At 72.7% G+C, this 23,964-nt stretch carries 26 protein-coding genes and 1 tRNA gene; 16 read left to right on the top strand and 11 right to left on the bottom strand.

Annotated elements, in window-relative coordinates:
* Positions 1-48: 48 nt before the first annotated feature.
* Positions 49-126 (top strand) — tRNA-Leu (locus ABEA42_RS13395).
* 19 nt (positions 127-145) lie between these two features.
* Here the strand turns inward: ABEA42_RS13395 and ABEA42_RS13390 are convergent.
* Positions 146-1,003, bottom strand: a complete 858-nt coding sequence (locus ABEA42_RS13390) for a hypothetical protein (protein ID WP_345504019.1) — start codon at positions 1,001-1,003, stop codon at positions 146-148.
* A 215-nt stretch (positions 1,004-1,218) separates the two neighbouring features.
* Here ABEA42_RS13390 and ABEA42_RS13385 point away from each other — a divergent pair, with 215 nt between their 5' ends.
* Together ABEA42_RS13385 and ABEA42_RS13380 are read left to right on the top strand one after the other, a co-directional pair.
* Positions 1,219-2,076, top strand: coding sequence for a Bax inhibitor-1/YccA family protein (locus ABEA42_RS13385; protein WP_345504018.1), 858 nt, complete (start codon positions 1,219-1,221; stop codon positions 2,074-2,076).
* 64 nt (positions 2,077-2,140) lie between these two features.
* The gene (locus ABEA42_RS13380; protein ID WP_345504017.1) at positions 2,141-2,380 is read left to right on the top strand and encodes a hypothetical protein; all 240 of its coding nucleotides are present in this window, start codon (positions 2,141-2,143) and stop codon (positions 2,378-2,380) included.
* On the opposite strand, the gene ABEA42_RS13375 is transcribed toward ABEA42_RS13380, so the two are convergent.
* Together ABEA42_RS13375 and ABEA42_RS13370 are read right to left on the bottom strand one after the other, a co-directional pair.
* The gene (locus tag ABEA42_RS13375; RefSeq protein ID WP_345504016.1) at positions 2,373-3,596 is read right to left on the bottom strand and encodes an acetyl-CoA C-acetyltransferase; all 1,224 of its coding nucleotides are present in this window, start codon (positions 3,594-3,596) and stop codon (positions 2,373-2,375) included. The genes ABEA42_RS13380 and ABEA42_RS13375 overlap by 8 nt on opposite strands.
* Positions 3,597-3,641: 45 nt before the next feature.
* Complete coding sequence (locus ABEA42_RS13370; protein ID WP_345504015.1) at positions 3,642-4,784, bottom strand: SGNH/GDSL hydrolase family protein; 1,143 nt, start codon at positions 4,782-4,784, stop codon at positions 3,642-3,644.
* Positions 4,785-4,892: 108 nt separating this feature from the next.
* On the opposite strand from ABEA42_RS13370, the gene ABEA42_RS13365 reads away from it, so the two are divergent.
* Positions 4,893-6,269: a cystathionine beta-synthase gene (locus ABEA42_RS13365; protein ID WP_345504013.1), complete on the top strand. Its 1,377-nt coding sequence runs from the start codon at positions 4,893-4,895 to the stop codon at positions 6,267-6,269.
* 116 nt (positions 6,270-6,385) lie between these two features.
* Here the strand turns inward: ABEA42_RS13365 and ABEA42_RS13360 are convergent, their stop codons facing one another.
* Positions 6,386-7,276, bottom strand: coding sequence for a cobalamin-binding protein (locus ABEA42_RS13360; RefSeq protein ID WP_345504012.1), 891 nt, complete (start codon positions 7,274-7,276; stop codon positions 6,386-6,388).
* A 57-nt stretch (positions 7,277-7,333) separates the two neighbouring features.
* Between ABEA42_RS13360 and ABEA42_RS13355 the strand changes: the two genes are divergently transcribed.
* On the top strand, positions 7,334-7,849 hold the full coding sequence (locus ABEA42_RS13355) for a DnaJ family domain-containing protein (RefSeq protein ID WP_345504011.1): 516 nt from the start codon (positions 7,334-7,336) through the stop codon (positions 7,847-7,849).
* Here ABEA42_RS13355 and ABEA42_RS13350 read toward each other — a convergent pair.
* Entirely contained in the window at positions 7,773-8,261 is a 489-nt protein-coding gene (locus ABEA42_RS13350) for a GNAT family N-acetyltransferase (protein WP_345504009.1), read from the bottom strand. The genes ABEA42_RS13355 and ABEA42_RS13350 overlap by 77 nt on opposite strands.
* A gap of 127 nt (positions 8,262-8,388) precedes the next feature.
* Between ABEA42_RS13350 and ABEA42_RS13345 the strand changes: the two genes are divergently transcribed.
* Complete coding sequence (locus tag ABEA42_RS13345) at positions 8,389-8,847, top strand: lamin tail domain-containing protein (protein ID WP_345504007.1); 459 nt, start codon at positions 8,389-8,391, stop codon at positions 8,845-8,847.
* 15 nt (positions 8,848-8,862) lie between these two features.
* On the opposite strand, the gene msrA is transcribed toward ABEA42_RS13345, so the two are convergent.
* On the bottom strand, positions 8,863-9,606 hold the full coding sequence (msrA, locus tag ABEA42_RS13340) for a peptide-methionine (S)-S-oxide reductase MsrA (protein WP_425572084.1): 744 nt from the start codon (positions 9,604-9,606) through the stop codon (positions 8,863-8,865).
* A gap of 94 nt (positions 9,607-9,700) precedes the next feature.
* Between msrA and ABEA42_RS13335 the strand changes: the two genes are divergently transcribed.
* The 4 genes from ABEA42_RS13335 (at position 9,701) to ABEA42_RS13320 (ending at position 13,874) form a co-directional block, all read left to right on the top strand.
* A complete protein-coding gene (locus tag ABEA42_RS13335) occupies positions 9,701-10,711 on the top strand; it encodes a GNAT family N-acetyltransferase (RefSeq protein ID WP_345504003.1) in 1,011 nt (336 codons plus the stop codon).
* Positions 10,712-10,743: 32 nt separating this feature from the next.
* Complete coding sequence (locus ABEA42_RS13330) at positions 10,744-11,211, top strand: MOSC domain-containing protein (RefSeq protein WP_345504001.1); 468 nt, start codon at positions 10,744-10,746, stop codon at positions 11,209-11,211.
* Between the two features lie 77 nt (positions 11,212-11,288).
* Positions 11,289-12,488: a cystathionine gamma-synthase gene (locus tag ABEA42_RS13325; RefSeq protein WP_345503999.1), complete on the top strand. Its 1,200-nt coding sequence runs from the start codon at positions 11,289-11,291 to the stop codon at positions 12,486-12,488.
* Between the two features lie 45 nt (positions 12,489-12,533).
* Positions 12,534-13,874 (top strand): glutamate mutase L, encoded by a 1,341-nt coding sequence (locus ABEA42_RS13320; RefSeq protein WP_345503998.1) that lies wholly within the window; start codon positions 12,534-12,536, stop codon positions 13,872-13,874.
* On the opposite strand, the gene ABEA42_RS13315 is transcribed toward ABEA42_RS13320, so the two are convergent.
* Positions 13,871-15,244 (bottom strand): ferredoxin reductase family protein, encoded by a 1,374-nt coding sequence (locus tag ABEA42_RS13315; protein WP_345503996.1) that lies wholly within the window; start codon positions 15,242-15,244, stop codon positions 13,871-13,873. The two genes, ABEA42_RS13320 and ABEA42_RS13315, sit on opposite strands and share 4 nt — an antisense overlap.
* 148 nt (positions 15,245-15,392) lie before the next feature.
* Between ABEA42_RS13315 and ilvA the strand changes: the two genes are divergently transcribed.
* The gene (gene ilvA / locus ABEA42_RS13310) at positions 15,393-16,616 is read left to right on the top strand and encodes a threonine ammonia-lyase (protein WP_345503995.1); all 1,224 of its coding nucleotides are present in this window, start codon (positions 15,393-15,395) and stop codon (positions 16,614-16,616) included.
* A gap of 205 nt (positions 16,617-16,821) precedes the next feature.
* Here the strand turns inward: ilvA and greA are convergent, their stop codons facing one another.
* Both greA and ABEA42_RS13300 read right to left on the bottom strand, forming a co-directional pair.
* The gene (gene greA / locus ABEA42_RS13305) at positions 16,822-17,316 is read right to left on the bottom strand and encodes a transcription elongation factor GreA (RefSeq protein ID WP_345503994.1); all 495 of its coding nucleotides are present in this window, start codon (positions 17,314-17,316) and stop codon (positions 16,822-16,824) included.
* A gap of 334 nt (positions 17,317-17,650) precedes the next feature.
* On the bottom strand, positions 17,651-18,016 hold the full coding sequence (locus ABEA42_RS13300) for a DUF4307 domain-containing protein (RefSeq protein WP_345503992.1): 366 nt from the start codon (positions 18,014-18,016) through the stop codon (positions 17,651-17,653).
* A gap of 94 nt (positions 18,017-18,110) precedes the next feature.
* On the opposite strand from ABEA42_RS13300, the gene mca reads away from it, so the two are divergent.
* The 3 genes from mca to ABEA42_RS13285 are packed head-to-tail and all read left to right on the top strand — an operon-like array spanning position 18,111 to position 19,751.
* Positions 18,111-19,049, top strand: coding sequence for a mycothiol conjugate amidase Mca (mca, locus tag ABEA42_RS13295; protein ID WP_345503990.1), 939 nt, complete (start codon positions 18,111-18,113; stop codon positions 19,047-19,049).
* The gene (locus ABEA42_RS13290; protein ID WP_345503989.1) at positions 19,046-19,321 is read left to right on the top strand and encodes a hypothetical protein; all 276 of its coding nucleotides are present in this window, start codon (positions 19,046-19,048) and stop codon (positions 19,319-19,321) included. The genes mca and ABEA42_RS13290 overlap by 4 nt, the downstream gene beginning before the upstream one ends.
* A gap of 25 nt (positions 19,322-19,346) precedes the next feature.
* Entirely contained in the window at positions 19,347-19,751 is a 405-nt protein-coding gene (locus tag ABEA42_RS13285) for a VOC family protein (protein WP_345503987.1), read from the top strand.
* Positions 19,752-19,844: 93 nt separating this feature from the next.
* Here the strand turns inward: ABEA42_RS13285 and trhA are convergent, their stop codons facing one another.
* On the bottom strand, positions 19,845-20,537 hold the full coding sequence (gene trhA / locus ABEA42_RS13280) for a PAQR family membrane homeostasis protein TrhA (protein WP_345503985.1): 693 nt from the start codon (positions 20,535-20,537) through the stop codon (positions 19,845-19,847).
* A 30-nt stretch (positions 20,538-20,567) separates the two neighbouring features.
* Positions 20,568-21,383, bottom strand: coding sequence for a thioesterase family protein (locus ABEA42_RS13275; RefSeq protein WP_345503983.1), 816 nt, complete (start codon positions 21,381-21,383; stop codon positions 20,568-20,570).
* Between the two features lie 91 nt (positions 21,384-21,474).
* Here ABEA42_RS13275 and ABEA42_RS13270 point away from each other — a divergent pair, with 91 nt between their 5' ends.
* Together ABEA42_RS13270 and ABEA42_RS13265 are read left to right on the top strand one after the other, a co-directional pair.
* Entirely contained in the window at positions 21,475-22,236 is a 762-nt protein-coding gene (locus ABEA42_RS13270) for an isoprenyl transferase (protein WP_345503981.1), read from the top strand.
* A 371-nt stretch (positions 22,237-22,607) separates the two neighbouring features.
* Complete coding sequence (locus ABEA42_RS13265; RefSeq protein WP_425572083.1) at positions 22,608-23,954, top strand: PhoH family protein; 1,347 nt, start codon at positions 22,608-22,610, stop codon at positions 23,952-23,954.
* Positions 23,955-23,964: the final 10 nt, after the last annotated feature.

The following is a 23,964-nucleotide window of genomic DNA, read 5'->3' as shown; positions in this document are numbered from 1 at the left end:
GTGCATGCCGCCCCGCCCGAGCCGTGCGAGGCGCGGCATACTGGGCGCGCCCCCGTGGCCCAACTGGCAGAGGCAGGCGACTTAAAATCGCCACAGGTGCGGGTTCGACCCCCGTCGGGGGCACCATCGGCCCTCCCGCGCTGCGTCAGTCGAGCGAGCAGGGCAGCTTCTTGGCCGCGGCGTCGGCGGTCTCGTAGGCGGCCAGCTGTCCGGCGCCGACCTTCCAGTTCCGGGTCCATGCCGCTGTCGCCTGGGCGGGCGTGATGTGTCCCATCCGCAGCATCTCCATGTCGTGGATGTGGTGCTCCCAGGTGCTCACGGCAGCCCGGGCGCGGGCCAGGGCGGTCCCGCGCGAACGGATGGCGCCGGCGCACCTCGAGATCGCGAGCAGCTGGCCGTACGGCGTCTCGTAGGCGACCGCGGGGTCGGGTGGCTGGCAGCTGGACGCGCTCGACGCGAGCTCTCGGTCAGCGCTGCGGAAGGCAGCGGCGTTCTGCGCAGCCCCGACCCGGGTCTGGTCCCAGAACGTCCTCGCCACGGCGAGCGAGATCTTCCCGGCGACGAGCAGGTTCATGGCGTCGATGTGCTTGTCGAACTGGGCGAGGGACACCGCTGCTGCGCTGAGGGGCGCCTGCTGCCTCAGGTTGGCCAGCCGGCAGGACTCCGCGTCGGCGGCCAGGGGATCGGTGCCTGCGGTTGTGGCGACGGGAGCGCCGGGAGCGCCGGCTGTCGCCGCGGCCGTCGCCCCGGTGGTTCGCGAGGCGCTCGCCGAGCCGGCCGTCGAGGTCCTCGTGCCGGAGGTGGCGCGGGCGGTGGCCCCGAGGCTGCTCCGGGCCGCGAGGACAGCGGCGTTGCTGTCGGTACCCGTGTCACCGGAGGAGGCCTGGTGGGGGGCGAGCTCGCGCATCACCATGAACGGGAGCACCAGGGCCAGGACGCAGGCCAGCAGGAACAGGAGGATCCGGCGCGGTGTGGACGGGGTGTGGTCGTGGTCAAGGGTCATGGCTCGCCTGCACCTTCGAAACGTGGACGATCTCTTCGAAAAGGGGCTCTTCGAGTATTGCCACGTCACGCCCCGCGGTACTTCCACCGCACGGGTCACCTCTCCTGCGCAGAATGGTGGAGATGTCAGGGTGGGAACTTCTGCGGCGCTCCCGCCGTAGGGTGGAGTGAGCGGCCTTCCGCACAGCCGCACGACCGCCCTCCGAGGAGCACAGCATGGCCAGCAACCCGGTGTTCGACCGGATCGACAAGGAGTCCCGCAAGGGCTACGCCGGCTTCGGCCGGGCACCCCAGCAGCCGACCGCAGCCGCGCCGTCCCCCGGCGCCATGACGCCGCAGCAGCTGCAGGACCTCTACAACCAGCCCTCCGCCGGGCCGGTCCAGACCCGTCGCCTGACCCTCGACGACGTGGTCATGAAGACCATCGGGCTCTTCGGCGTCATGCTCGCGTTCGCCTTCGTCGGCTGGAACCTGCCGGTGAAGGTGCAGCTGGTGGGCCTGCTGGGCGGCATCGCCGTGACCCTCGTGCTCGGCCTGGTCATCGCCTTCAAGAAGGCGGTCAGCGTGCCGCTGATCCTGGTCTACGCCGTGGCCGAGGGTGTCTTCGTCGGCGTCATCAGCAACGTCTACCACGACGCCTTCCCCCTGGAGCCCGGCCAGGGGCCGCTGCAGGGGATCGTGCCGCAGGCCGTCCTGGGCACGCTGGCCGTCTTCGCCGGCATGCTCATCGCCTACAAGACCGGCGTGGTCAAGGTGACCGAGAAGTTCCGTCGCGTCGTGACCTTCGCGGTCATGGGCTACGCCCTCTTCGCCCTCTTCAACTTCCTCTACGCCTGGATCGGCAACCACCCGTTCGGGCTTGGTGGCACGGGGATGCTCGGCTTCGCGATCTCGGTGTTCGCCATCGGCCTCGCCGCCCTGATGCTCGCGGTCGACTTCGACTCGATCGACCGGGCCATCGCCGCCGGGGCGCCCGAGAAGTACTCGTGGCTGCTGGCGCACGGCCTCATCGTCACCCTGGTGTGGCTCTACCTCGAGATCCTGCGACTGCTCGGCCGCCTGCGCAGCAACTGAGGCAGCGACCCACGTGGCCCCGAGATCGCCTGTCCCACAGGAGGTTTCGACCGAGCTCCAGCGCGTGGTCCAGCGGTGGCGACAGCTGCCGCTGGACCACGCGCTGTCGTGTGTGCCTGCGGTCCGGTCGCTGCTCGTCGACCTCGCCGGCGACGACGCCCACCTGCTGCCCGACCTCGGTCCGGCCGTGGTGATGGACCAGCTGGCCGTGCTCGTCCACGACGCCTACGAGACGGGCGGCCAGGGAGTCGTCACCGACTCCCTGGCCGCCCGTCTGGTGCAGCTGCGACGCGACCTCAGCTGAGGCGCTCGTAGATGATGGCCATGCCCTGGCCACCACCCACGCACATGGTCTCGAGGCCGAGCTGTCCGTCGCGCGCGGCGAGGCCGTTGAGCAGCGTCGTCGTGATGCGGGCGCCGGTGGACCCGAACGGGTGGCCCAGCGCGATCGCACCGCCGTGCACGTTGAGCTTGTCGAAGTCCATGCCGAGCTCGTCGGCCGAGGGCAGGACCTGCGCGGCGAACGCCTCGTTGATCTCGTAGAGGTCCATGTCCCCGATGGTCATGCCAGCCCGGGCCAGCGCCTGGCGCGAGGCCTCGACCGGGCCCAGGCCCATGATCTCCGGCGACAGCGCCGAGACGCCGGTCGAGACGACCCGGGCCAGGGGGGTGAGGCCCAGCTCCTTGGCCCTGGTGTCGCTCATGACGACCACCGCGGCCGCGCCGTCGTTGAGGGGGCAGCAGTTGCCGGCGGTGATGGTGCCCTGCTCCCGGAACACGGGGTTGAGCCCCTGCAACGCCTCGAGCGTCACGCCTGCGCGCGGGCCGTCGTCCTTGCTGACGACGGTGCCGTCGGCCAGCGTGACCGGGGCGATCTCGCGCTCGAAGAACCCGTCGGCGATGGCCTTCTCGGCGCGGTTCTGGCTGGTGACGCCCCACTCGTCCTGGCGCTCGCGGCTGACCCCCTTGAGGGTCGCGACGTTCTCGGCGGTCTGGCCCATGGAGAGGTAGACGTCGGGGACGAGGCCCTCCTCGCGGGGGTCGGTCCAGGTGTCGTTGGACTTCGCGATGGCCTCGCTGCGCTCCTGCGCCGGCTTGAACGCGGGGTTCTGGTCGTCGCCGGCCGAACCGCCGGCACCGGCCCAGTTGGTGTACTGCGACACGCACTCGACGCCGCCGGAGAGGAAGATGTCGCCCTCGCCGGCCTTGATCGCGTGGTAGGCCATGCGGGTGGTCTGCACCGAGGAGGCGCAGAAGCGGTTGATCGTCGAGCCCGGCAGCCCGTCGAACCCGGCGAGCACCGAGACGACGCGCGCCATGTTGGAGCCGTGGCGGCCCGAGGGCTCCGCGCAACCCCAGTAGAGGTCCTCGACCAGGGTCGGGTCGAGCTCGGGGACCTTGGCCAGCGCGGCGCGGATGACCTGCACCGACAGGTCGTCGGGCCGGATGTCCTTGAGCGAGCCCTTGAACGCCCGTCCGATCGGCGTGCGGGCGGTGGAGACGATGACGGCTTCGGTCACGGGGGTTCCTCCTCGTCGAGGTCGACCGCCCGGATAAGCGGTCGCTTAGTCGGTCTCGATGGTATGCCGTGCGGCTGGGTCCCCGTCCGTCGCCGGCGGTGTGGCCTTGCTCTCGCCGTCGGGGCTCGACCCGTTGGCTGACCCCTGCGCTGACCCCGGTCCCGGGACCGGGTCGGGCGCGGGCTGGCGGGCCAGCAGGGGGAGCCGGGGGCGCCGCAGCAGCTTGGCCCAGCGACCGCGCGGACCCCTGGCCTGGCCGGCGATCTGGGTGGCGCTGACCTCCGTACCCGGGTCGCGCACGGCATACGTCGCGGCGACCGCCACGGGGCCGACGCCCTCTCCACGACGGGTGTCGGGCTGGCGTTCCTCCTCCTGGTCGCCGGACCAGACGCCGAGGGCGGCGTAGACGCTGGGCAGCAGGGCTGCGGCGGCGCGGGCGTACCCGGCGGGCGAGGGGTGGAACCGGTCGGCGCTGAACATCTCGTGCGGGCGCTCGTAGAACTCCGGGCCGAGCAGGTCGCCGAGGGACACGGTGCGACCGCCGGCCTCGACGACGGCGACCGTCTGGGCGGCGGCCATGTCGCGGGACCAGCGGCGGCCGATGAGGCGCAGCGGCTGGGGGATGGGCTCGATGGTGCCGAGGTCGGGGCAGGTGCCGACGACCACCTCGGTGCCGAGGGCCCGCAGCGAGCGCACCGTGGTCTCGAGGTGGCGCACGGCGATGGCCTTGTCGATGCGGTGGGTGACGTCGTTGGCGCCGACCATGATGACCGCCACGGCGGGTCGTGGGACGCGGTCGAGGGCATTGGCGAGCTGCAGCTCCAGCCCTGACGACTCCGCCCCGATGACGGCGGTGTTGGTGAGCCGGACCGGTCGGCCGGTCAGCGCCGAGACGCCGTTCGCGATGATCGCGCCGACGGTCTGGTGGGCGTGGTCCGCCCCCATGCCGGCCGCGGATGAGTCCCCGAGGACGACGAGCTCGACCGGCTCACCGGCGCCGGCGCCGTACGTGCCGTTGTCGTCCGGGGCGCCGTCGAAGGGCTGGCCCACGACCTTGCGGGCGATCTGGGCCTCGACCTTGAGCAGCCCGTAGCCCAGCGCGCCGACCACGCCGATCCCGGCCGCGAGGCCGCCGCCACCGTAGGCCGCCGTGGCGGCGATCCTGCGTGCTCGTCGTGCCCGACCCATGGGTGCCCCCTTCGCTCTCCTGGCTGCCACGGTAACGACCTGCCGAGGACCAGCGTGCCCCACCCCGCCCTGGTCGGGCCTCCGGCATCGGTCTGAGAGGATGGCCGGGTGAAGTATGCAGAGCACATCGCCGACCTCGTCGGGAACACGCCCCTCGTCAAGCTCAGCTCGGTCACCGAGGGCATCTCGGCGACCATCCTCGCGAAGGTGGAGTACCTCAACCCCGGCGGTTCCGTGAAGGACCGGATCGCGCTGAAGATGGTCGAGGCCGCCGAGGCGTCGGGCGAGCTGAAGCCCGGGGGCACCATCGTCGAGCCCACGTCCGGCAACACCGGCGTCGGCCTGGCCCTCGTGGCGCAGCGCAAGGGCTACAAGTGCGTGTTCGTGTGCCCCGACAAGGTGAGCCAGGACAAGCGCGACGTGCTCAAGGCGTACGGCGCCGAGGTCGTGGTGTGCCCGACCGCGGTCGCCCCCGACCACCCGGACTCCTACTACGAGACCTCGGACCGCCTCGTGCGCGAGATCGAGGGCGCGTGGAAGCCCAACCAGTACGCCAACCAGAACGGCCCGACGTCGCACTACGAGTCGACCGGCCCCGAGATCTGGGACGACACCGAGGGCAAGGTGACGCACTTCGTCGCTGGCGTCGGCACCGGCGGCACCATCACCGGCACCGGCCGCTACCTGCGTGAGGTCTCCGCAGACCGCGAGGGCGGGCGCGTGCAGATCATCGGTGCCGACCCCGAGGGCTCGGTCTACTCCGGCGGCACCGGCCGCCCCTACCTCGTCGAGGGCGTCGGCGAGGACTTCTGGCCCACCGCCTACGACCCGGCCGTGGTCGACGACGTGATCGCCGTCAGCGACGCCGACTCGTTCGAGATGACCCGTCGCCTCGCCAAGGAGGAGGGCCTGCTCGTCGGCGGTTCCTGCGGCATGGCCGTCGTGGCCGCCCTGCGCGCCGCGAAGGACCTGCCGGCCGACGCCGTCGTCGTCGTGCTGCTGCCCGACAGCGGCCGCGGCTACATGTCCAAGATCTTCAACGACGAGTGGATGAGCTCCTACGGCTTCATGCGCAGCCCGGGCCAGGCCACCGTCGGCGAGGTGCTGCACCGCAAGGCCGGCGACCTGCCCGCCCTCGTGCACACCCACCCCACCGAGACGGTGCGCGACGCGATCGAGATCCTCCACGAGTACTCCGTCTCGCAGATGCCCGTGGTCAAGGCGGAGCCGCCGGTCATGGCCGGCGAGGTCGCCGGCTCGGTGAGCGAGCGGGCGCTGCTGGAGGCGCTGTTCAACGGCAGCGCGCACCTCACCGACTCGGTCGAGAAGCACATGGAGCCCTCCCTGCCCCTCGTCGGGGCGGGCGAGCCGGTGACCGTCGCGCGCCAGGAGCTCGAGAAGTCCGACGCGATCATGGTCGTCGAGGACGGCAAGCCGGTGGGTGTGCTCACCCGCGCCGACCTGCTCATCTCGCTTGTCGGCTGACCCAGCCGTCACGACCGACCCCCCCGCTCCCACAGGTTTGGGTGCTCGAGCGCTCGCTGTTGCGAGCGCTCGAGCACCCAAACCTGAGCGGGGGGGACGGGTGTGACGGGCCCGGGCTACCTCAGGCGGCGGGCCATGTCGGCGCGCGGTGCGGGCGTGCGGTCCGGGTGCAGGATGCCGGCCAGGGCCTCGACCCCGTCGACGAGCCGCGGCCCGGGGCGCGCGAAGCTGGCGTTGGCGTCCACCGCCCAGACCGGTATGCCGTCGGGCAGCTCGCCGGACGCGATCGCCTCCCGGGCGAGCGCGGTCGACCCCTCGAGGTCGTAGCCACAGGGGGCGCAGACGACGACCTCGGGGGCGCTGTCGCGCACGGCGTCCCAGGTGACGCGCACCGACTTCTGCCCTGCGTCGCCGAGGGCGTTGGTGCCACCCGCAGCCGTCACCATCTCGGGCACCCAGTGGCCCGGGGCGAACGGCGGGTCGGTCCACTCCAGGACCAGCGCGCGCGGCCGGTCCGCGCCGCGTACCGCCCGCTCCACGGCAGCCAACCGCTCGCGCAGGTCGCGCACCAGGGCCGCCGCGGTGTCGGCGCAGCCGCTGGCCCCGCCGAGCGTCTCCACGGAGGCGAGCACCTCCTCGAGGCTGTGCGGGTCGATCGTCAGGACCTCGGCCCGGCACCCGAGGTAGGACAGCGCGTCGTCGACGACGGACACGTCGACGGCGCACACGGCGCACAGGTCCTGGGTGACCACGAGGTCGGCGTCGAGCGCCGAGAGCGCCCCGGCGTCGAGGTGGTAGAGGTCCTCCCCGGCCGCCATCGCCCGGCTGACGAAGGCGTCGATCTCGTGTGGGGGCAGGCCTTCCGGGATCGCGGTCGTCGACACGATGGTGCGCTCGCGGGCCTCGGCCGGGGTGTCGCACTCGAAGGTCACCCCGACGACCTGCGGCCCCGCGCCGACCGCGAACAGGATCTCCGTGGTCGAGGGCAGGAGGGACACGATGCGCATGCGCCGACCCTACGGGCAGGCGTGCGTCCGCCGGAGGGGCCGGGTTAGGGTCGATTCGTGGAGCGGTGGGAGTCGCCCGTGGAGAAGGCGATCCGGGAGGCGCAGGAACGCGGGGAGTTCGACAACCTGCCCGGCGCCGGGAAGCCCTTGCGCAGCCTCGGGGACCCGGAGCACGAGGACCCCGACTGGTGGGTCAAGGGGCTGGTCGAGCGGGAGAACCTCGACATGTCCGGGGCGATGTCGCCGTCGATGGCGCTGCGCAAGGAGGCCGCGGGCTTCCCCGAGTCGCTCCTCGACCTACGCACCGAGCAGGGCGTGCGAGCCGTCCTGGACGACTACAACCACCGTGTGCGCCTCGACCGCCTGCGGCCGGCCGTCGGGCCCCGGTCACCGGTGTGGGCACGGATCGTCGACGTCGACGAGCTCGTCGGGCAGTGGGGCGAGCTGCGCGAGGAGCGTCGCCGGGAGGCAGAGGCGGCCAGGGCGGCTGCGGCCCCTACAGCGGACGGTGCATCACGTGGAGCCCGACGCGGCCGTGCCGCCTGGATTCGAAGGCTGCTGGGACGGTCGTGAGGACCTCGAACCCCAGGTCCTGCCACAGCCTCACGGCGGCGGTGTTGGTCTCGACGACCGCGTTGAACTGCACTGCGGCGTAGCCCTGTTCGCGCGCCCAGCGCAGCATCTCCTCACCGAGGGCGCGCCCGACTCCCTTGCCCCGGGCGGCGGTGCCGACCATGAAGCTCGCGGTCGCGACGTGGGCCCCCCTGCCGGGACGGTTGGGCCCCATCTTGGCGCTGCCCAAGAGGCTGCCGTCGTCGTGGACGGCCACGACGGTGCGACCCGGCTCCTGCTCGAACCACAGCGCCCCGATCTCGTCGTTCTCCAGCCCCTCGGGGTAGGCGTAGGTCTCACCGTCCTCGACGACCGCACGGAAGATCGGGGCGAATGCGGCCAGGTCGTCGGGGTGGGCGTCTCGGATCAGCACCGCAGCAGCGTAGGGCGCCCGGTCGCGCCCGCGTCGGGTCGTCCGTTCGGACGGGATCGCAGGGACGCTCGGGCGGTTCGCTACCGTATGGCCCGGGTCGGCCAGCAGCCGGCCCTACGGTCGGCTGGTGACCACTCGTACCAAGGCCATCAGCGCTGCCCTCATCCCCCTCGCCCTCGCCACCGGCACCGCGGTGTCGGCCGCCCAGCCTGCCAGCGCCGCCCCGGCCGTGAAGATCTACTACGTCTACTACAACTCGCCTGGCACGGACACGCGCAGCAACACCAGCCTGAACGCCGAGTACGTCGTGCTGAAGAACATGACCGGCACCAACCGCTCACTCACCGGCTGGACCCTCAAGGACAAGACTGGCTACACCTACAAGTTCCCCAGCTTCACGCTGAAGGCCGGGGCGAAGGTGACCGTGCACACGGGCAAGGGCACGGCCACGCAGTACCACCGGTACTTCGGCTTCACGAACTACGTCTGGAACAACACCGGCGACACCGCCTACCTGCGCACCAGCGGCGGCACCCTCGTGCACTCCTGCTCTTGGACGAGCAGCGGGTCGGCGAAGTACTGCTGACCCACCGCCCCGGCCTCAGCTGCCGGTGCCGTAGCTTCCGGCCGAACCGCTGCCCGAGTCGTTGACCCGGAGCACGCTCTCCTGCGAGGGGAGCTGGTCCTGCTTCACGAGGCCGACGGGGCAGGTCATGCCGTTGGGCCCGTGGTTGCAGTAGCCGCCGGGGTTCTTGTCGAGGTACTGCTGGTGGTAGTCCTCGGCGTAGTAGAACGTGCCTGCGTCCTGCGCTGACCGCAGCTCGGTGGTGATGGTGCCGAACCCGTTGTCGGACAGCACCTTCTGGAACGCGTCACGGGTCGCCTCGGCGGCGCGCTGCTGGTCCGCGGTGGTCCAGTAGATCGCCGAGCGGTAGGCGGTGCCGATGTCGTTGCCCTGCCGGTTGCCCTGCGTCGGGTCGTGGTTCTCCCAGAACTCCTTGAGCAGCAGCTCGGGGCTGGTCTGGGCGGGGTCGTAGGCGACCAGGACCGTCTCGGCGTGCCCGGTCAGGCCGGTGCACGTCTCCTCGTAGGTGGGGTTGGGCGTCAGGCCCCCCATGTACCCGGCGGCGGTGGTCACGACCCCCGGCTGGCGCCAGAAGATGCGCTCGGCTCCCCAGAAGCAGCCCATCGCGACGTAGAGGACCTCGGTGCCGTCCGGCCACGGCCCCTCGATCGGGGTCCTGAGGACGGTGTGGGTGCCGTCGAGGTGGAACGGGCGCGTGGAACGACCGGCGAGGGCGTTCTCCGCGGTGGGTAGCGTCGTCTTGGCTCGCGATCCGAATATCACGGTGGTTCCAACGTCGCCCCCTGCGCTGCTGTTCCACGCGGGGCACAACACTCGGTGGCCGCGCGGGTGGGTGGCGCGGCAGGCTGGACCCATGGGTGCCGTCGACGTCGAGATCCGCCCGGTGAGCGGCGACGCGACCGGTCCGGGCGAGCGGCTCTTCCTCGCGTGGGCCGATGTGTACGTCGCCTCGGGCCGGCACGCCTTCGGTCCGGCGCACTCGAGCTGGAGCGCGCAGGAGAGGCGAGAGCTGCTCCGCAGCACCGAGCGACAGCGCCTCGCGTGGGCGGCCGTCGCCGGTGAGGTCGTCCTCGGCGCCGCGACCCTGGCCATGCCGCTGCACGACAACCTCGAGGTGGCCGACCTCGACGTCGCGGTGCACCCGGACCGCCGCCGCCAGGGCGTCGGGTCGCTCCTGCTCGCGACCGTCGAGTCAACGGCGACCCGGGCCGGCCGGTCGACCCTGCTCGCCGAGACCCAGTGGCCGATCGGGCGGGACGACGAGGGCGGGGCGTTCGCCGCGAGCCACGGGTATGCCGCGGCGCAGACGGTGCTGCGCAGCACCCTGGCGCTGCCGGTCGACCGCGAGCGGCTGCAGGGGGTCCTCGCCGCGGACGGCGCGGCCGGGTACCGCCTCCAGACCTGTTGGGACGGCGTGCCGCAGGAGTGGCTGGAGGGGCGCGCGGAGCTGAGCCGGCGGATGAGCACCGACGTGCCGCTCGGCGACCTCCGGCTGCAGGAGGAGGTGTGGGACGCCGACCGCGTGCGGTCGACCTACGTGCAGATCGCCGCCATGGGACGCCGGGTGGTGGACACCTTCGCCGTGCACGAGGCCACCGGGCAGCTCGTCGGGTACACCCAGGTCCAGGTCGACCACGGTGGGCTGGCCCACCAGCAGGACACCCTCGTCATCCGGGGCCACCGGGGGCACGGCCTCGGCCTGCGGCTCAAGGCGGCCAGCACGCTGGCGGTGATGGACGAGCTGCCCTCGGTGACCGGCATCCGCACCTGGAACGCCGAGGACAACCTCCCCATGCTCGGGGTCAACCGCGCGCTCGGGTACGAGCAGGACGCCTGGCTGCGCGAGTGGCAGAAGGTGGTGTGAGCCCGCCCGGAGGTCCGGGGGAGACTGGGTGCATGGACGACTCGACGACGGACGCCGTACCGGTCGTGACCTCGATCCACCTCGCCCCTGGCGCCCGCCTGCCGACCAAGGCGGTCGAGTCCGTGGTGGCCGAGGCGGGCAAGGGCCTGGTCGGCGACCGCTACCACGGGACGCGGCACCGGCACGTGACCGTGCAGGCCCAGCCGGACCTCGACGCCGCCGCGGCCGACCTCGGGGCGCCGGTGCCTGCCGGTGCCACCCGGCGCAACGTCACGATCTCGGCCGGCCCCGTGCCGACGAGGCCCGGCACCCGCGTGCGGGTCGGGGACGCGCTCCTCGAGGTCGTCCGGCTCGCGGCTCCCTGCCGCCTCATGGACGACCATGTCGGGCCGGGCGCGATGCGTGCCCTGCACGCCCGGGGAGGGGCGGTGCTGCGCATCCTGGAGTCGGGCACCATACGGGTCGGTGACGCGGTGGAGGTCCTCGACCACGAGGGCTGACAGGGTGCGTCAACCCTGCCGGCGACCGCCCCGGGGGAGTGGGCGTGGCCCTTCGGCAAGCCGTTAGCCTTGCCGTTATGAGCGAGCAGCAGCACGGCGACCAGCACCAGGGCGGCTTCGCCACCCGCGCCATCCACGCGGGGCAGGAGCCCGACGCCGGCACCGGCGCGGTCATCACGCCCATCTTCCAGGTCTCCACCTACAAGCAGGACGGCATCGGCGGCTTCCGCGGCGGCTACGAGTACAGCCGCTCGGCCAACCCCACCCGCACCGCCCTGGAGGAGTGCTTCGCCGCGCTGGAGGGCGGCGAGCGCGGCTTCGCGTTCGCCTCCGGGCTGGCCGGCCAGGACACCGTCCTGCGCGCCCTGCTCACCCCCGGCGACCACGTCGTCGTGCCGAGTGACGCCTACGGCGGCACCTACCGGTTGTTCAACAAGGTGCTCGTCCCCTGGGGGGTCGAGCACAGCATCGCGCCCATGGGCGACCTCGAGGCGGTGCGCGCGGCCATCCGGCCCGGCCAGACGAAGATCGTCTGGGTCGAGACGCCCACCAACCCCATGCTCGGCATTGCCGACATCGCCGCCCTGGCCGAGGTGGCCCACGCCGCAGGGGCCCTGCTCGTGGTCGACAACACGTTCGCCTCGCCGTACCTCCAGCAGCCGCTGTCCCTGGGCGCCGACATCGTCACGCACTCGACGACCAAGTACTGCGGCGGGCACTCCGACGTGGTCGGCGGTGCAGTCGTCGTGCGTCGTGGGATCACGGTGCCCGGGTTCGAGGACGCGGTGGATCGCGTTGCGTTCCACCAGAACTCGCTCGGTGCCGTCGCCGGGCCCTTCGACGCGTGGCTGGTGCTTCGCGGCCTCAAGACCCTCGCGCTGCGCATGGAGCGCCACAGCGACAACGCCGAGAAGGTCGTCGAGTTCCTCCTCGGCCACCCCGTCGTCAGCGCGGTCCACTACCCGGGGCTGGAGAGCCACCCCGGCCACGAGGTCGCGGCGCGCCAGATGAAGCGCTTCGGAGGCATGATCTCGTTCCAGCTCAAGGCCGGCGAGGACGTGGCGGTCAAGGTCTGCGCCGAGACGCAGGTGTTCACGCTCGGGGAGTCCCTCGGTGGGGTGGAGTCGCTCATCGAGCACCCGGCGCGGATGACGCACGCGTCCGTCGCCGGCACCGAGCTCGAGGTGCCCGCCGACCTCATCCGGCTGTCGGTGGGCATCGAGGACGCCGACGACCTCGTGGCCGACCTGAAGCAGGCCCTCGACCGCCTCGGCTGACGACTCCACCGACCGGACGGGTGCCGCGATGACGGGTGCAGCACGGTGACCAGGCTGCTGTGCGTCGATTTCGGGTCGACCTTCACCAAGGCTGCCCTCGTCGACACGACGGGGGGCCTGGTCGCCACGGCGTCGACCCCGACGACCGTCGGCACCGACGTCCTCGACGGCTACCGCACCCTGCTCGCCCAGCTCGCGCCGCACGGCGAGGTCGACGAGGTGCTCGCCTGCTCCAGCGCCGGTGGGGGCTTGCGGCTGGCGGTCGTCGGCTACGAGCGCGAGGTGACGGCCCAGGCGGGGTACCGCGTGGGGCTGAGCGCCGGTGCGCGGGTCTGCCACGTGGCCTCCGGCCCGATGTCCGGGGCCGACGTCGCGCAGCTGCGGGCCGCGCGCCCGGACCTCGTGCTCCTCGTGGGGGGCACGGACGGCGGCAACGCCGACGTCCTGCTGCACAACGCATCCCGTATCGCGCGGGCGCGCCTCGGTGCGCCCGTCGTGGTCGCCGGCAACATCGAGGCACAGGCGGAGGTCGCCGCCCTGCTGGCGTCGACCGGTCGGCGGCACGAGCTCGCCGACAACGTCCTGCCCCGGATCGGGGTGATCGCCCCCGACGCGGCCCGGGCCGCCATCCGGCGCGCCTTCCTCGAGCACGTCATCGGTGGCAAGGGACTGTCCCGAGGCCCCGAGTTCGCGGCGATGGTGCAGGCCCCGACGCCTGACGCGGTGCTCGACGGCGTCGAGGTCCTGGTGCACCACCTCGACGGTGACGTCCTCGTCGTCGACATCGGCGGGGCCACGACCGACGTCTACTCCGCGCTGCGCCCTCAGGGCGAGGACGCGGGGCTCGCCAAGGACGTCGTCGCGCCGCTGTGGCAGTCGCGCACCGTCGAGGCCGACCTCGGCATGCGCTGGAACGCGGAGGGTGTGGTCGAGGCCGCACAGCGAGAGCACGTGCCCGTGTCGGCTGCGCTCGCTGCCTACGCCGACACCGTCACCCGCGACCCCTCCCACCTGCCCGTCGACGACGGGGAGCGCGAGCTCGACCTCGAGCTGGCGCGGGCCGCGGCCCTCGTCGCCGTGCGCAGGCACGCCCGCCCCTCCGGCCCCGGCAGCAGCCCCCGGCCGCTGGCGGACGTGCGGGTCGTGGTGGGATCCGGCGGCGTACTGCGCCACGCCGACGACCAGGGCCGGGCGGCGGTGCTCGGCGCCGTCGTCGCCGACCACGCCGGCGGCTGGCGCGTGCCGCGGGACGCGGCGGTCGTGACGGACGCGTCCTACCTGCTCTTCGCGGTGGGACTCCTGCGCGAGCGGCATCCGGAGGTCGCCGTCGCCCTCGCCCGGGCCGTGGTCGGCGACCGACCGGCGCTGGTCCCCGGGCTGCCCTAGACCACGTCGAACAGCTCGGTGTGGATGCGGGCCGGCCCCACCTCGAGCTCCTGCAGCATGTGCACGGTCGCGGCCACCATCGCCCCGGGCCCACACACGAAGTAGTCGACCCGACCCGTCGCACGCCTGACGGGCAGGGCGCCGCGGAGCACCGCCTCGGTCAGCCAGCCCACCTCCCCGCGCCAGTCCTCCGGTGGTTCCTCGAGCACCTCCACCACCCGCAGGTCGAGGCGGGCGTCGAGGTGCTCGTGGTCGGCCCGGTGCAGCAGGTCGTCGGCGGTGCGCCCAGCGACCACGAGCACGGCGGGGCGGCGGTCGCCACGGGCCGCCATGGTGCGCAGCATGCTCAGCATGGGCGTGACCCCGACCCCGCCCGCGATGAAGACGAACGCCGACGAGCGCAGTCCGTCGAGGGTGAACGCACCGTGCGGGCCGTCGAGGTAGACCCGCTGCCCGGGTGAGAGGCGCGCCAGCACCCTGGTGAAGTCGCCGAGCGGCTTGACCGCGAACTCCTTGCGCCACGGCTCGGTGGCGGTGGAGGCGATGGTGAAGGGGTGCTCCTCGAAGACGAACGGCGAGGTGCCCACCTTGAGCCAGGCGAACTGCCCCGGGCGGAACGGGATGCCCGCGTGCCCCCGGGCGTGCAGCACGACGAGGGTGGCCCCCGGACCGCCGCGGACTTCTCCGACGACGTACGCCCGGCGCTGGGCGCGCAGCGGACGCCACACCCAGCGGTACACGGTGACCGCGACCATGACCGCGCCGAGCGCGCCCAGCCACCACCGGGCCGGCCCGTACGCCGTGAGGTCGCGCAGCCAGAGCACGTGCAGGGCCGCCGTCGCCATGAGCACGTTGGCGAGCACGACGTGGGCCAGCCGCCAGCGCTCGTAGTGGGGGCTGCGCGAGCGCCGGCTCACCGCGAGCACCACCTGGCCGGCGAGGGCGAGCGTCGCGATGGTCGCGGCCCACACGCGCGGCGGCGCCCTGCGCAGGTCGAGGACGCCGAGACCCTCGGGGTCGTGCAGGACCACGAAGGCGACGTGGGCCGCGACGAGGACGGCGGCCACGACGGCGAGGAGGCGGTGCTGGCGCAGGACGCGCTCGATCCCCAGGTGCGAGGTGATCGCCCGGAGGCGCGAGGGCAGGACCACCGCGGCGACGAGGAGCGAGGCCGCGGTGGTGCTCGCGACGAGGGACAGGAAGCGCCAGCTGCCCTGGGCGTGGGCGAGCTCGAGGCGCAGCACGACCCACCACGGCACTGCGAGCGAGGCCGTGACGGCAGCGGACCACAGGATCGGGGCCAGCCGTCGCCGGGTTGCGCCGCCTCCCCAGGTGCCCAGGCGTCGGCCGGCCCGGTTCGTGAAGGCCACGAGGCTTCCCCTTCCGAGCGGGGCGACGTCACCCAGAGTAGGGCGGACCCGCCACCCGGACGTCCCGCATACGGCGCATCCGTGACCCGTCCCGGGCGCGCCCGGCGCCTGGTCCTGGGCACCCTGCCCCGGGCGCTAACCTGCGCCCATGGCATCACCGTTGCTGTCCGTCACCCTCGACGACGTCCGCGCTGCGCAGGACCTGCTCAGCGGCGTCGTCCGCCCCACCCCGCTGGAGTACAGCCGCGCCCTGTCGGACCGCGTCGGCAGCGAGGTCTACCTCAAGTGCGAGAACCTCCAGCGCGCCGGCTCGTTCAAGATCCGCGGCGCGTACACCCGGATGGCGCGGCTCAGCGACGAGGAGAAGGCGCGCGGCGTCGTGGCGGCCAGCGCCGGGAACCACGCCCAGGGCGTCGCCCTCGCGGGCCAGCTGCTGGGCATCGACGTGAAGGTCTACATGCCCCACGGCGCCCCGATGCCCAAGCTCACCGCGACGCGGGCGTACGGCGCGACCATCGAGCAGGTGGGCACGACCATCGACGAGTGCCTGGTCAAGGCGCGGGAGTGGGAGGCCGAGACCGGGGCCGTGCTGATCCACCCGTTCGACCACCACGACATCGTGGCCGGTCAGGGCACGGCAGGGCTCGAGATCCTCGACCAGTGCCCCGATGTGCGGACCATCGTCGTCAGCACCGGGGGCGGCGGCCTGCTGGCCGGGATCTCCGTCGCGGTCAAGGCAGCCCGCCCCGACGTGCGCATCATCGGCGTGCAGGCCGAACAGGCCGCTGCGTACCCGTTGTCGCTGGCGGCGGGCAAGCCGGTGCCCTACGAGAACATGCAGACGATGGCCGACGGCATCGCCGTGGGCATGCCGGGCGACGTGCCCTTCTCGCTGGTGCGCGACCTGGTCGACGGCATGGAGACGGTCACCGAGGAGGAGCTGTCACGGGCGCTGCTGTTCACCCTCGAGCGCGCCAAGCTCGTGGTCGAGCCCGCGGGGGCGGCCGCGGTCGCGCACCTGCTGGGCCGCGCCGGGCAGCCGGTCGACGGGCCCGTGGTCGCCGTGCTGAGCGGCGGCAACATCGACCCCCTGCTCCTGCTGCGCATCATCCGCCACGGCATGGCCGCGGCCGGCCGCTACCTGCAGTTCCGCGTGCGGGTCTCCGACCGCCCCGGGCACCTGGCCCGGCTGCTGGCGGACTGTGCCGCCGTCGACGCCAACGTCCTCGAGGTCGAGCACATCCGCACCGGCACGACGATCACCGTCGACGAGGTCGAGATCGGGCTGCAGCTCGAGACCCGCGGCCAGCAGCACTGCGAAGAGGTGCTGCGCGCGCTGCGGGGCAAGGGCTACCACCTCAAGTTCGGCTGACGCACCGGAGCCGCCCCGCCTCCCCGCCCCGCCCAGCCCCCGCCCCGTACGACGTTTGGGTGCCGTAGCGCTCGCCAATGTGAGCGATCCGGCACCCAAACCTCGATGAGGAGGGGGGGGAGGAGCGGGGCGGGGGACGGCCGACCACACGACGAAGGGCCGCACCCCGTGAGGGGTACGGCCCTTCGTCTCGTGCCGGGACTGCTCAGGGCACGTGCGGGGTGGCCGCCTTGACGGTCACCTCGATGGTCTTGCCGTTGGGGGCCTCGAAGGACGCCTTGTCGCCGACCTTCTTGCCGTTGATGGCCGAGCCGAGCGGGGACTTCTCGCTGTAGACCTCGAGGTCCGAGCCGTCGGCGATCTCGCGCGAGCCGAGCAGGAAGGTCAGGTCGTCGCCGAACATGTCGACGGTGACGACCATGCCGGGCTCCACGACGCCGTCGTCGGCGGGCTTGGCCCCGACCACGGCGTTCTCGAGGAGCTGCGTCAGCTGGCGGATGCGGGCCTCCATCTTGCCCTGCTCCTCCTTGGCCGCGTGGTAGCCGCCGTTCTCCTTGAGGTCGCCCTCCTCGCGGGCCGCCTCGATGCGCTTGGCGATCTCCGTGCGGCCTTCGCCGGAGAGCTGGTCCAGCTCGGCCTTCAGACGGTCGAAGGCCTCCTGGGTCAGGTAGCTCGCGGTGGGGGTCGCGGTCTCGCTCACGGTGTACTCCTTGATCGGGTCCCTGTGTCGGCGCGGTTGCGCCGGAGGGAGGGTGTTACGCACAACGGCCCGGACCCCGACCACTCGCGTCGTCAGGTCCAGACCGCTCGGTGAAACCACAAGAGTACAGCCAGCGGCTCGAAACGGTCCATTCCCTGCGCCCCCGACGGTCGCGTGGCCTGCGGCCGACGCGTCGCGTCGTCGCTGGTCAGGTGGGGTGCCGTGGTCGGTGCGCCGACCCGTCCACCGCTCGGACGGAGGCGTACGCGGTCGGAAGGGGGCCGTACGGAGCCCCGCGGCGCCGAGGCTGGGTCGGGCCGGACCCCGGCGGGGGTCAGCGCGGGGTGCAGGTGTCGACCACGCCGGTCACCGCGCGCGACGCGGTGCGGACGACGACCACGCGGTGCACCGAACGCTCCGGTGAACCGGGCACCGCGACGTCGGTGACGCCGACGACGCCGAAGGTCGCGTCGAGCGCCTGGACGCGGCACGAGACGGCCTCGCCGGACGGTCGGTGCACGTCGAACTCGACCCGGACGCTGCGGTCGTCGAGCACCTTGTACCCGGTGTTGGTGAAGGTGATGGCGCCCAGGCTGTTGGCGAGGCCCAGCCAGACGGCCAGGCCGACCCCGATGGTGCAGCCGACGATGCCGACGACCCACCAGCGACCGGTGCCGGGGGCGGGGCGGGGGAGCGGCATGGTGGCCTTCCACGGGTGAGAGGATGTCGAGCGGACCCGGGTCGGCCGACCCGGGACGTCCCATTGTCGGCGATGGACGAGTGAGGTTGTACAGGTGGCTGACCGGTTGCGGCTCATGGCGGTGCACGCGCACCCCGACGACGAGTCGAGCAAGGGCGCGGCGACGATGGCGAAGTACGTCGCGGAGGGCGCGGAGGTGCTCGTCGTGTCGTGCACGGGGGGTGAGCGCGGCGACGTCCTCAACCCCAACCTCAAGGACGACGTGCACATCCTGCGCGACCTGCCCCGGGTCCGCCGTGACGAGATGAAGCGGGCCCAGGAGATCCTCGGGGTCCAGCACACCTGGCTGGGCTTCGTCGACTCCGGCCTGCCCGAGGGCGACCCGCTGCCGCCGCTGCCCGAGGGGTGCTTCGCCCTCGAGCCGCTCGACGTGACCACCGAGGCGCTGGTCCGCGAGATCCGCCGCTTCCGGCCCCACGTCGTCACCACCTACGACGAGAACGGTGGCTACCCCCACCCCGACCACGTCATGACCCACACCGTGTCGATGGCAGCCTTCCTCGCCGCCGGCGACCCCGCCGCGTACCCCCACGCGGGCGCGCCGTGGCAGCCGCTGAAGCTCTACTACAACCAGGGCTTCTCCAAGGAGAAGATCGTGGCCTTCCACGAGGCCCTCGTCGCGCTGGGCGAGGAGAGCCCGTACGCCGACTGGCTCGAGCGGTGGGAGGACCGGCCGCCGCGCGACATCACCACACGCGTGCACTGCGCCGACTACTTCGACGTGCGCGACCAGGCGCTGCTCGCCCACGCCACGCAGATCGACCCCGACGGCACCTGGTTCCAGGTGCCCCGTGACCTCCAGGCGTCGGTCTGGCCGACGGAGGAGTACGAGGCGGCGCTGTCCTACGTGCCGATCGCGCCTGACGAGGACGACCTGTTCGCGGGCATCCCGGACGTTGCCGCGGGTGACGAGCTGGCCACCCGCGGTGGCCTCGAGGTCGTGCACGACCAGCGCAAGGCGTCGACGCTGTGAACGGCGCCCCGTCGTCGCTCGTCTCGCCCGGCCTCTGGGGCTTCGTGGCGTTCTTCGTCCTCGCGCTCGCGCTCTACCTGCTCATGCGCAACATGAACGCCCGGATGCGCCGGATGTCCTACCGGTCGCAGGAGCTGGCCAAGGAGGCCGAGCGGGCCGAGCAGGAGCGCCGCGCCCGCAAGCAGCGCCCCTCGGGCCCGGCGGCCACGGACGAGCGACGCGGGACCGGTGACGGCGGCGACGCGCAGGAGCACACTGGGGAGAAGGACTAGCTCCACCAGCCCCAGGAGGTCTGCCGTGAACGGTCGGGTGGTCCACTTCGAGATGCCATACGACGACGGGGCGCGGGCGGGGGCCTTCTACCGCGACCTGTTCGGGTGGCAGCTGCAGGACGTGCCGGGCATGGACTACACGCTGGTGACCACCGGGCCGACGGGCGAGCGCGGGGTCAGCGAGCCCGGCTTCGTCAACGGCGGTATGGGGCAGCGCGGGGCGCCGCTCGAGCACCCTGTCGTCGTCATCGATGTCGAGGACATCGACCGGACGCTGGCCCGGGTGCAGGAGCACGGCGGCACGGTGGTCAGGGAGAAGATGTCGGTCGGGCCGATGGGCTGGAACGCCTACTTCGCCGACCCCGAGGGGACCGTCGTGGGGCTCTGGCAGACCGCGTACCCGGCTCCAGGTCAGCCCGCGGAGGGCTGACCGCGGAGGGCTGACCGCGGCGCCGCGCGCCGCGCGCCGCGAGGGCACGCCGTACGCAGGGTCAGACCGAGCGGCGGTCAGGGGGAGCGGCGGTCAGGCGGAGCGGCGGTACAGCGTCATCGACGCCGCGACGTAGTGCGCGGCGAAGGCCGCCACGGTCAGCGCGTGGAAGATCTCGTGGAAGCCGAACCAGCGCGGCGACGGGTTGGGCCGCTTGATGCCGTAGACCAGCGCACCGGCCGTGTAGAGCAGGCCGCCGACGGCGATGAGGGTGACGATGGCCGGGCCGCCGAAGTGCAGCAGCGGGCCGAGGTAGAACACGGCCACCCAGCCGAGGGCGACGTAGACGGGCGTGTAGAGCCAGCGCGGGGCGCCGACCCAGAACACCCGGAACAGCACGCCGGCCACGGCGCCGATCCACACGATGAGGAGCATCGTGCGGGCCTGCGCGGGCGGCAGCAGCAGCGCGAACGGCGTGTAGGTGCCGGCGATGATGAGGAAGATGTTGGAGTGGTCCATCCGCTTGAGCACACCGGCCACGCGGGGGGACCAGTTGCCGCGGTGGTAGACGGCCGAGGTGCCGAACAGCAGCCAGGCGGAGATCGAGAAGACGGTGGCGGCGACGCGCCCCGAGGTCGTGGGGGCCAGGGCGATGAGGACGATGCCGGCCGCGAGGGCCAGTGGCACCATGCCGGCGTGCAGCCAGCCGCGCAGGTGGGGCTTCACCGCGGCGACGACAGACTCCACGGGTCCCTGCTCGGAACGGGGGGCGGGTGTCGTGGTCATGCGGACCATCGTAACCTACGGTCGCGTAACTTACGAAGGCGTAGGTTGTGTGGCGGGCCTCACGAGGAGGCTCTGGGCGCTCTGTCCCACGAAGCCACGCTCGTCGAACACCTCCGCCCGCGCCAGCCCCGCCGCGCCGCCGGCGACGACCGTCGTAGCCTGCAGGCAGACCCACTCGCCCACGGGTTCGCGCACCACGTGGGCGGTCAGCTCGGTGTTCATGAACTGCCACTCGCCCATCCCCAGGGCCGCTCCCGCCCCGGAGCCGGAGTCGACGCAGGTGAGCAGCCGCTCCAGCGGGCGCAGCGGCTCCCCGGGCACCAGGGTCAGGCGCGGGCGCATCCACACGGTCGCGGGTCCCGGCTCGGCGAGTGACCCGGCCACCCACCGCCACTCGACGGCGTCGAGGTAGCCGCGGTGCCAGCCCGCCGGGATGGGCTGCTCCCGGCCCTCCGCGGGTCCGGCAGGCCGCTGCGGCTGCGGCGTCACCGGGCCGGCGTCGGTCCGCGGGACCAGCCACAGGGCGGCCCTGGCCACCTGCCGCCCCGCCGCCAGGTCCGTGAGTGAGACCTCGACCAGCTCCACCGTCCGCCCGGGACGGGCCACCCGGGCCTCGACGAGCAGCCGACTCACCGGCACGGGTCCCAGCAGGTCGCAGGTGACCCGCGCGACCACCCGGCTGCCGTCGCCCAGCCGGGCGGCCTCGCGCGCCATCAGGGCCATCGGCGGGCCGCCGTGCTGGGCGTCCGCGGACCACGGGCCGGCGGTGTGCTCGGTCGACGTGACCGTGCTGCTGCCCTCGCCGGTGTCGTCGAGGACGTAGAAGGCGCCCGGAAGGGATGACATGGAGGCGATCCTGCCCCATCGGCCGGGGGCGACGGGGGTAGCGTGGGTCGGTGGACGGGGCTGCCGTCCACCGACCAGCCGAGGAGTGACCGTGGCGCTGTCCGACCTCCTGTACGCCGCGTACGAGCGGCGCCTGAGCCGCCGCCTGGAGCGGGCGACGCTGCCGCGGCACGTGGGGGTCATGCTCGACGGCAACCGCCGGTGGGCCAAGGCGCGCGGCCACGGCACCAAGGAAGGCCACCAGGCGGGCGCGGACAACATCGCCAACTTCCTCGACTGGTGCGAGGAGGCCAGGGTCGAGGTCGTCACCCTCTGGCTCCTGTCGACCGACAACCTCAGCAGGCCGGCCGCGGAGGTGGTGCCACTGCTGTCGATCATCGAGACGACGGTCGCCGACCTCGCCCGCACCCGGCGCTGGCGGATCAACCCGGTGGGCTCGCTCGACCTGCTCCCCGCCGAGACGGCCAGGCGGCTCAAGGAGAGCGCCGACGTCACCGAGGACGTGCAGGGCATGACGGTCAACGTCGCCGTGGGGTACGGCGGGCGCCAGGAGATCACCGACGCGGTCCGCTCCATGCTCGTCTCGCACGCGGCCAGCGGCACCACGATCGAGGAGCTCGCCGAGACACTGCAGGTCGAGCACATCGCCGAGCACCTCTACACCAAGGGCCAGCCCGACCCCGACCTCGTCATCCGCACCTCGGGGGAGCAGCGGCTGTCCGGCTTCCTGCTGTGGCAGTCGGCCCACTCGGAGTTCTACTTCTGCGAGGCCTACTGGCCCGACTTCCGGCACGTCGACTTCCTGCGTGCCCTGCGCGCCTACTCCGAGCGCAACCGCCGCTTCGGCGGCTGACCGGGCCCCACGCCGTACCAACGTCGGAGGCCGCCCTCGGAACAACGGGCCAACTCTGGATGACACGCCGCGAACCTGCCGTTCCGGAGGGGAGCCGGGTCGTACCGTCGGCAGTGGCGCAGGGCACCCGTCCTGCGTCCGGGGAGGCCAACCTATGGAGCAGATCCAGCTCCGGGCGGAGGGCCGGAACCGGCCCCACCGCGGTGGGTTGGCCTGGTCCCGGCACCTCGTTCGCGAGTAGGCGCACCGCGCCGGAGCGCGCGCTGTGCCAAGGAGAGACATTGGCCTCGAACCACGACACCACCCGTCGCACCTCGACCAGCTCCGCCTCCGGCCCGGCCTCCACCGCGGCCTCCACCGCGGCCTCCACCGTGGCCGCCCCCCGGGTCGCCCCGGCGCCCCGCTCCCGCACCAAGGGCCGCGCCCCCGACTTCCGGACCTTCGTGCTCGACACGTCGGTGCTGCTGTCGGACCCGCGCGCCATGCTGCGGTTCAAGGAGCACGAGGTCGTCCTCCCCGTCGTGGTCGTCACCGAGCTCGAGGCCAAGCGGCACCACCCGGAGCTCGGCTACTTCGCCCGCCAGGCACTGCGTCTGCTCGATGACATGCGGGTGCGCGAGGGTCGGCTCGACGCCCCCGTCCCCGTCGGCGACGAGGGCGGCACGCTGCGGGTGGAGCTCAACCACACCGACCCCAGCTCGCTGCCCGCCGGCTTCCGGCTCGGCGACAACGACACCCGCATCCTCGCGGTGGGCAAGAACCTGTCCAACGAGGGCTTCGACGTCACCATCGTCAGCAAGGACCTGCCCATGCGGGTCAAGGCCTCCGCGGTGGGCATGGCGGCCGAGGAGTACCGCGCCGAGCTCGCCGTCGACTCCGGCTGGACCGGGATGGCCGAGCTCGACGTGACCGTCGAGGAGATGGACGCGCTCTACGAGCACGGGCGGATCGAGAACGCCGCCGCTGCCGAGATGCCCTGCCACACCGGCCTGGTCCTGCTCTCGCCGCGGGGAAGCGGTCTGGGGCGAGTCGGCGCCGACAAGCAGATCAGGCTCGTGCGCGGTGACCGCGACGCGTTCGGGCTGCACGGCCGCAGTGCCGAGCAGCGCATTGCCCTCGATCTGCTGCTCGACCCCGACGTGGGCATCCTCAGCCTCGGCGGCCGCGCCGGCACCGGCAAGTCCGCCCTGGCCCTGTGCGCCGGACTCGAGGCGGTCATGGAGCGGCGCCAGCAGCGCAAGGTCGTCGTCTTCCGTCCGCTCTACGCCGTCGGCGGCCAGGAGCTCGGCTACCTGCCGGGCAGCGAGTCTGAGAAGATGGGGCCCTGGGCGCAGGCGGTGTTCGACACCCTCGGGGCACTGGTCTCCCACGAGGTCGTCGAGGAGGTCATGGACCGCGGGATGCTCGAGGTGCTGCCCCTGACGCACATCCGGGGGCGGTCGCTGCACGACGCGTTCGTCATCGTCGACGAGGCGCAGAGCCTGGAGCGCAACGTGCTCCTCACCGTGCTCTCCCGCGTCGGCCAGAACTCGCGGGTCGTCCTCACCCACGACGTCGCCCAGCGCGACAACCTGCGGGTGGGACGCCACGACGGGGTCGCTGCCGTCATCGAGGCGCTCAAGGGCCACCCGCTGTTCGCCCACGTCACGCTGACCCGCAGCGAGCGCAGCCCCATCGCCGCCCTCGTCACCGACCTGCTGGAGGGGCTGGAGATCTGAGCGGCCACCC

This window comes from Pedococcus ginsenosidimutans, assembly GCF_039544395.1.
GTDB lineage: Bacteria > Actinomycetota > Actinomycetes > Actinomycetales > Dermatophilaceae > Pedococcus > Pedococcus ginsenosidimutans.
This window is presented reverse-complemented; position numbering and strand designations above follow the sequence as displayed.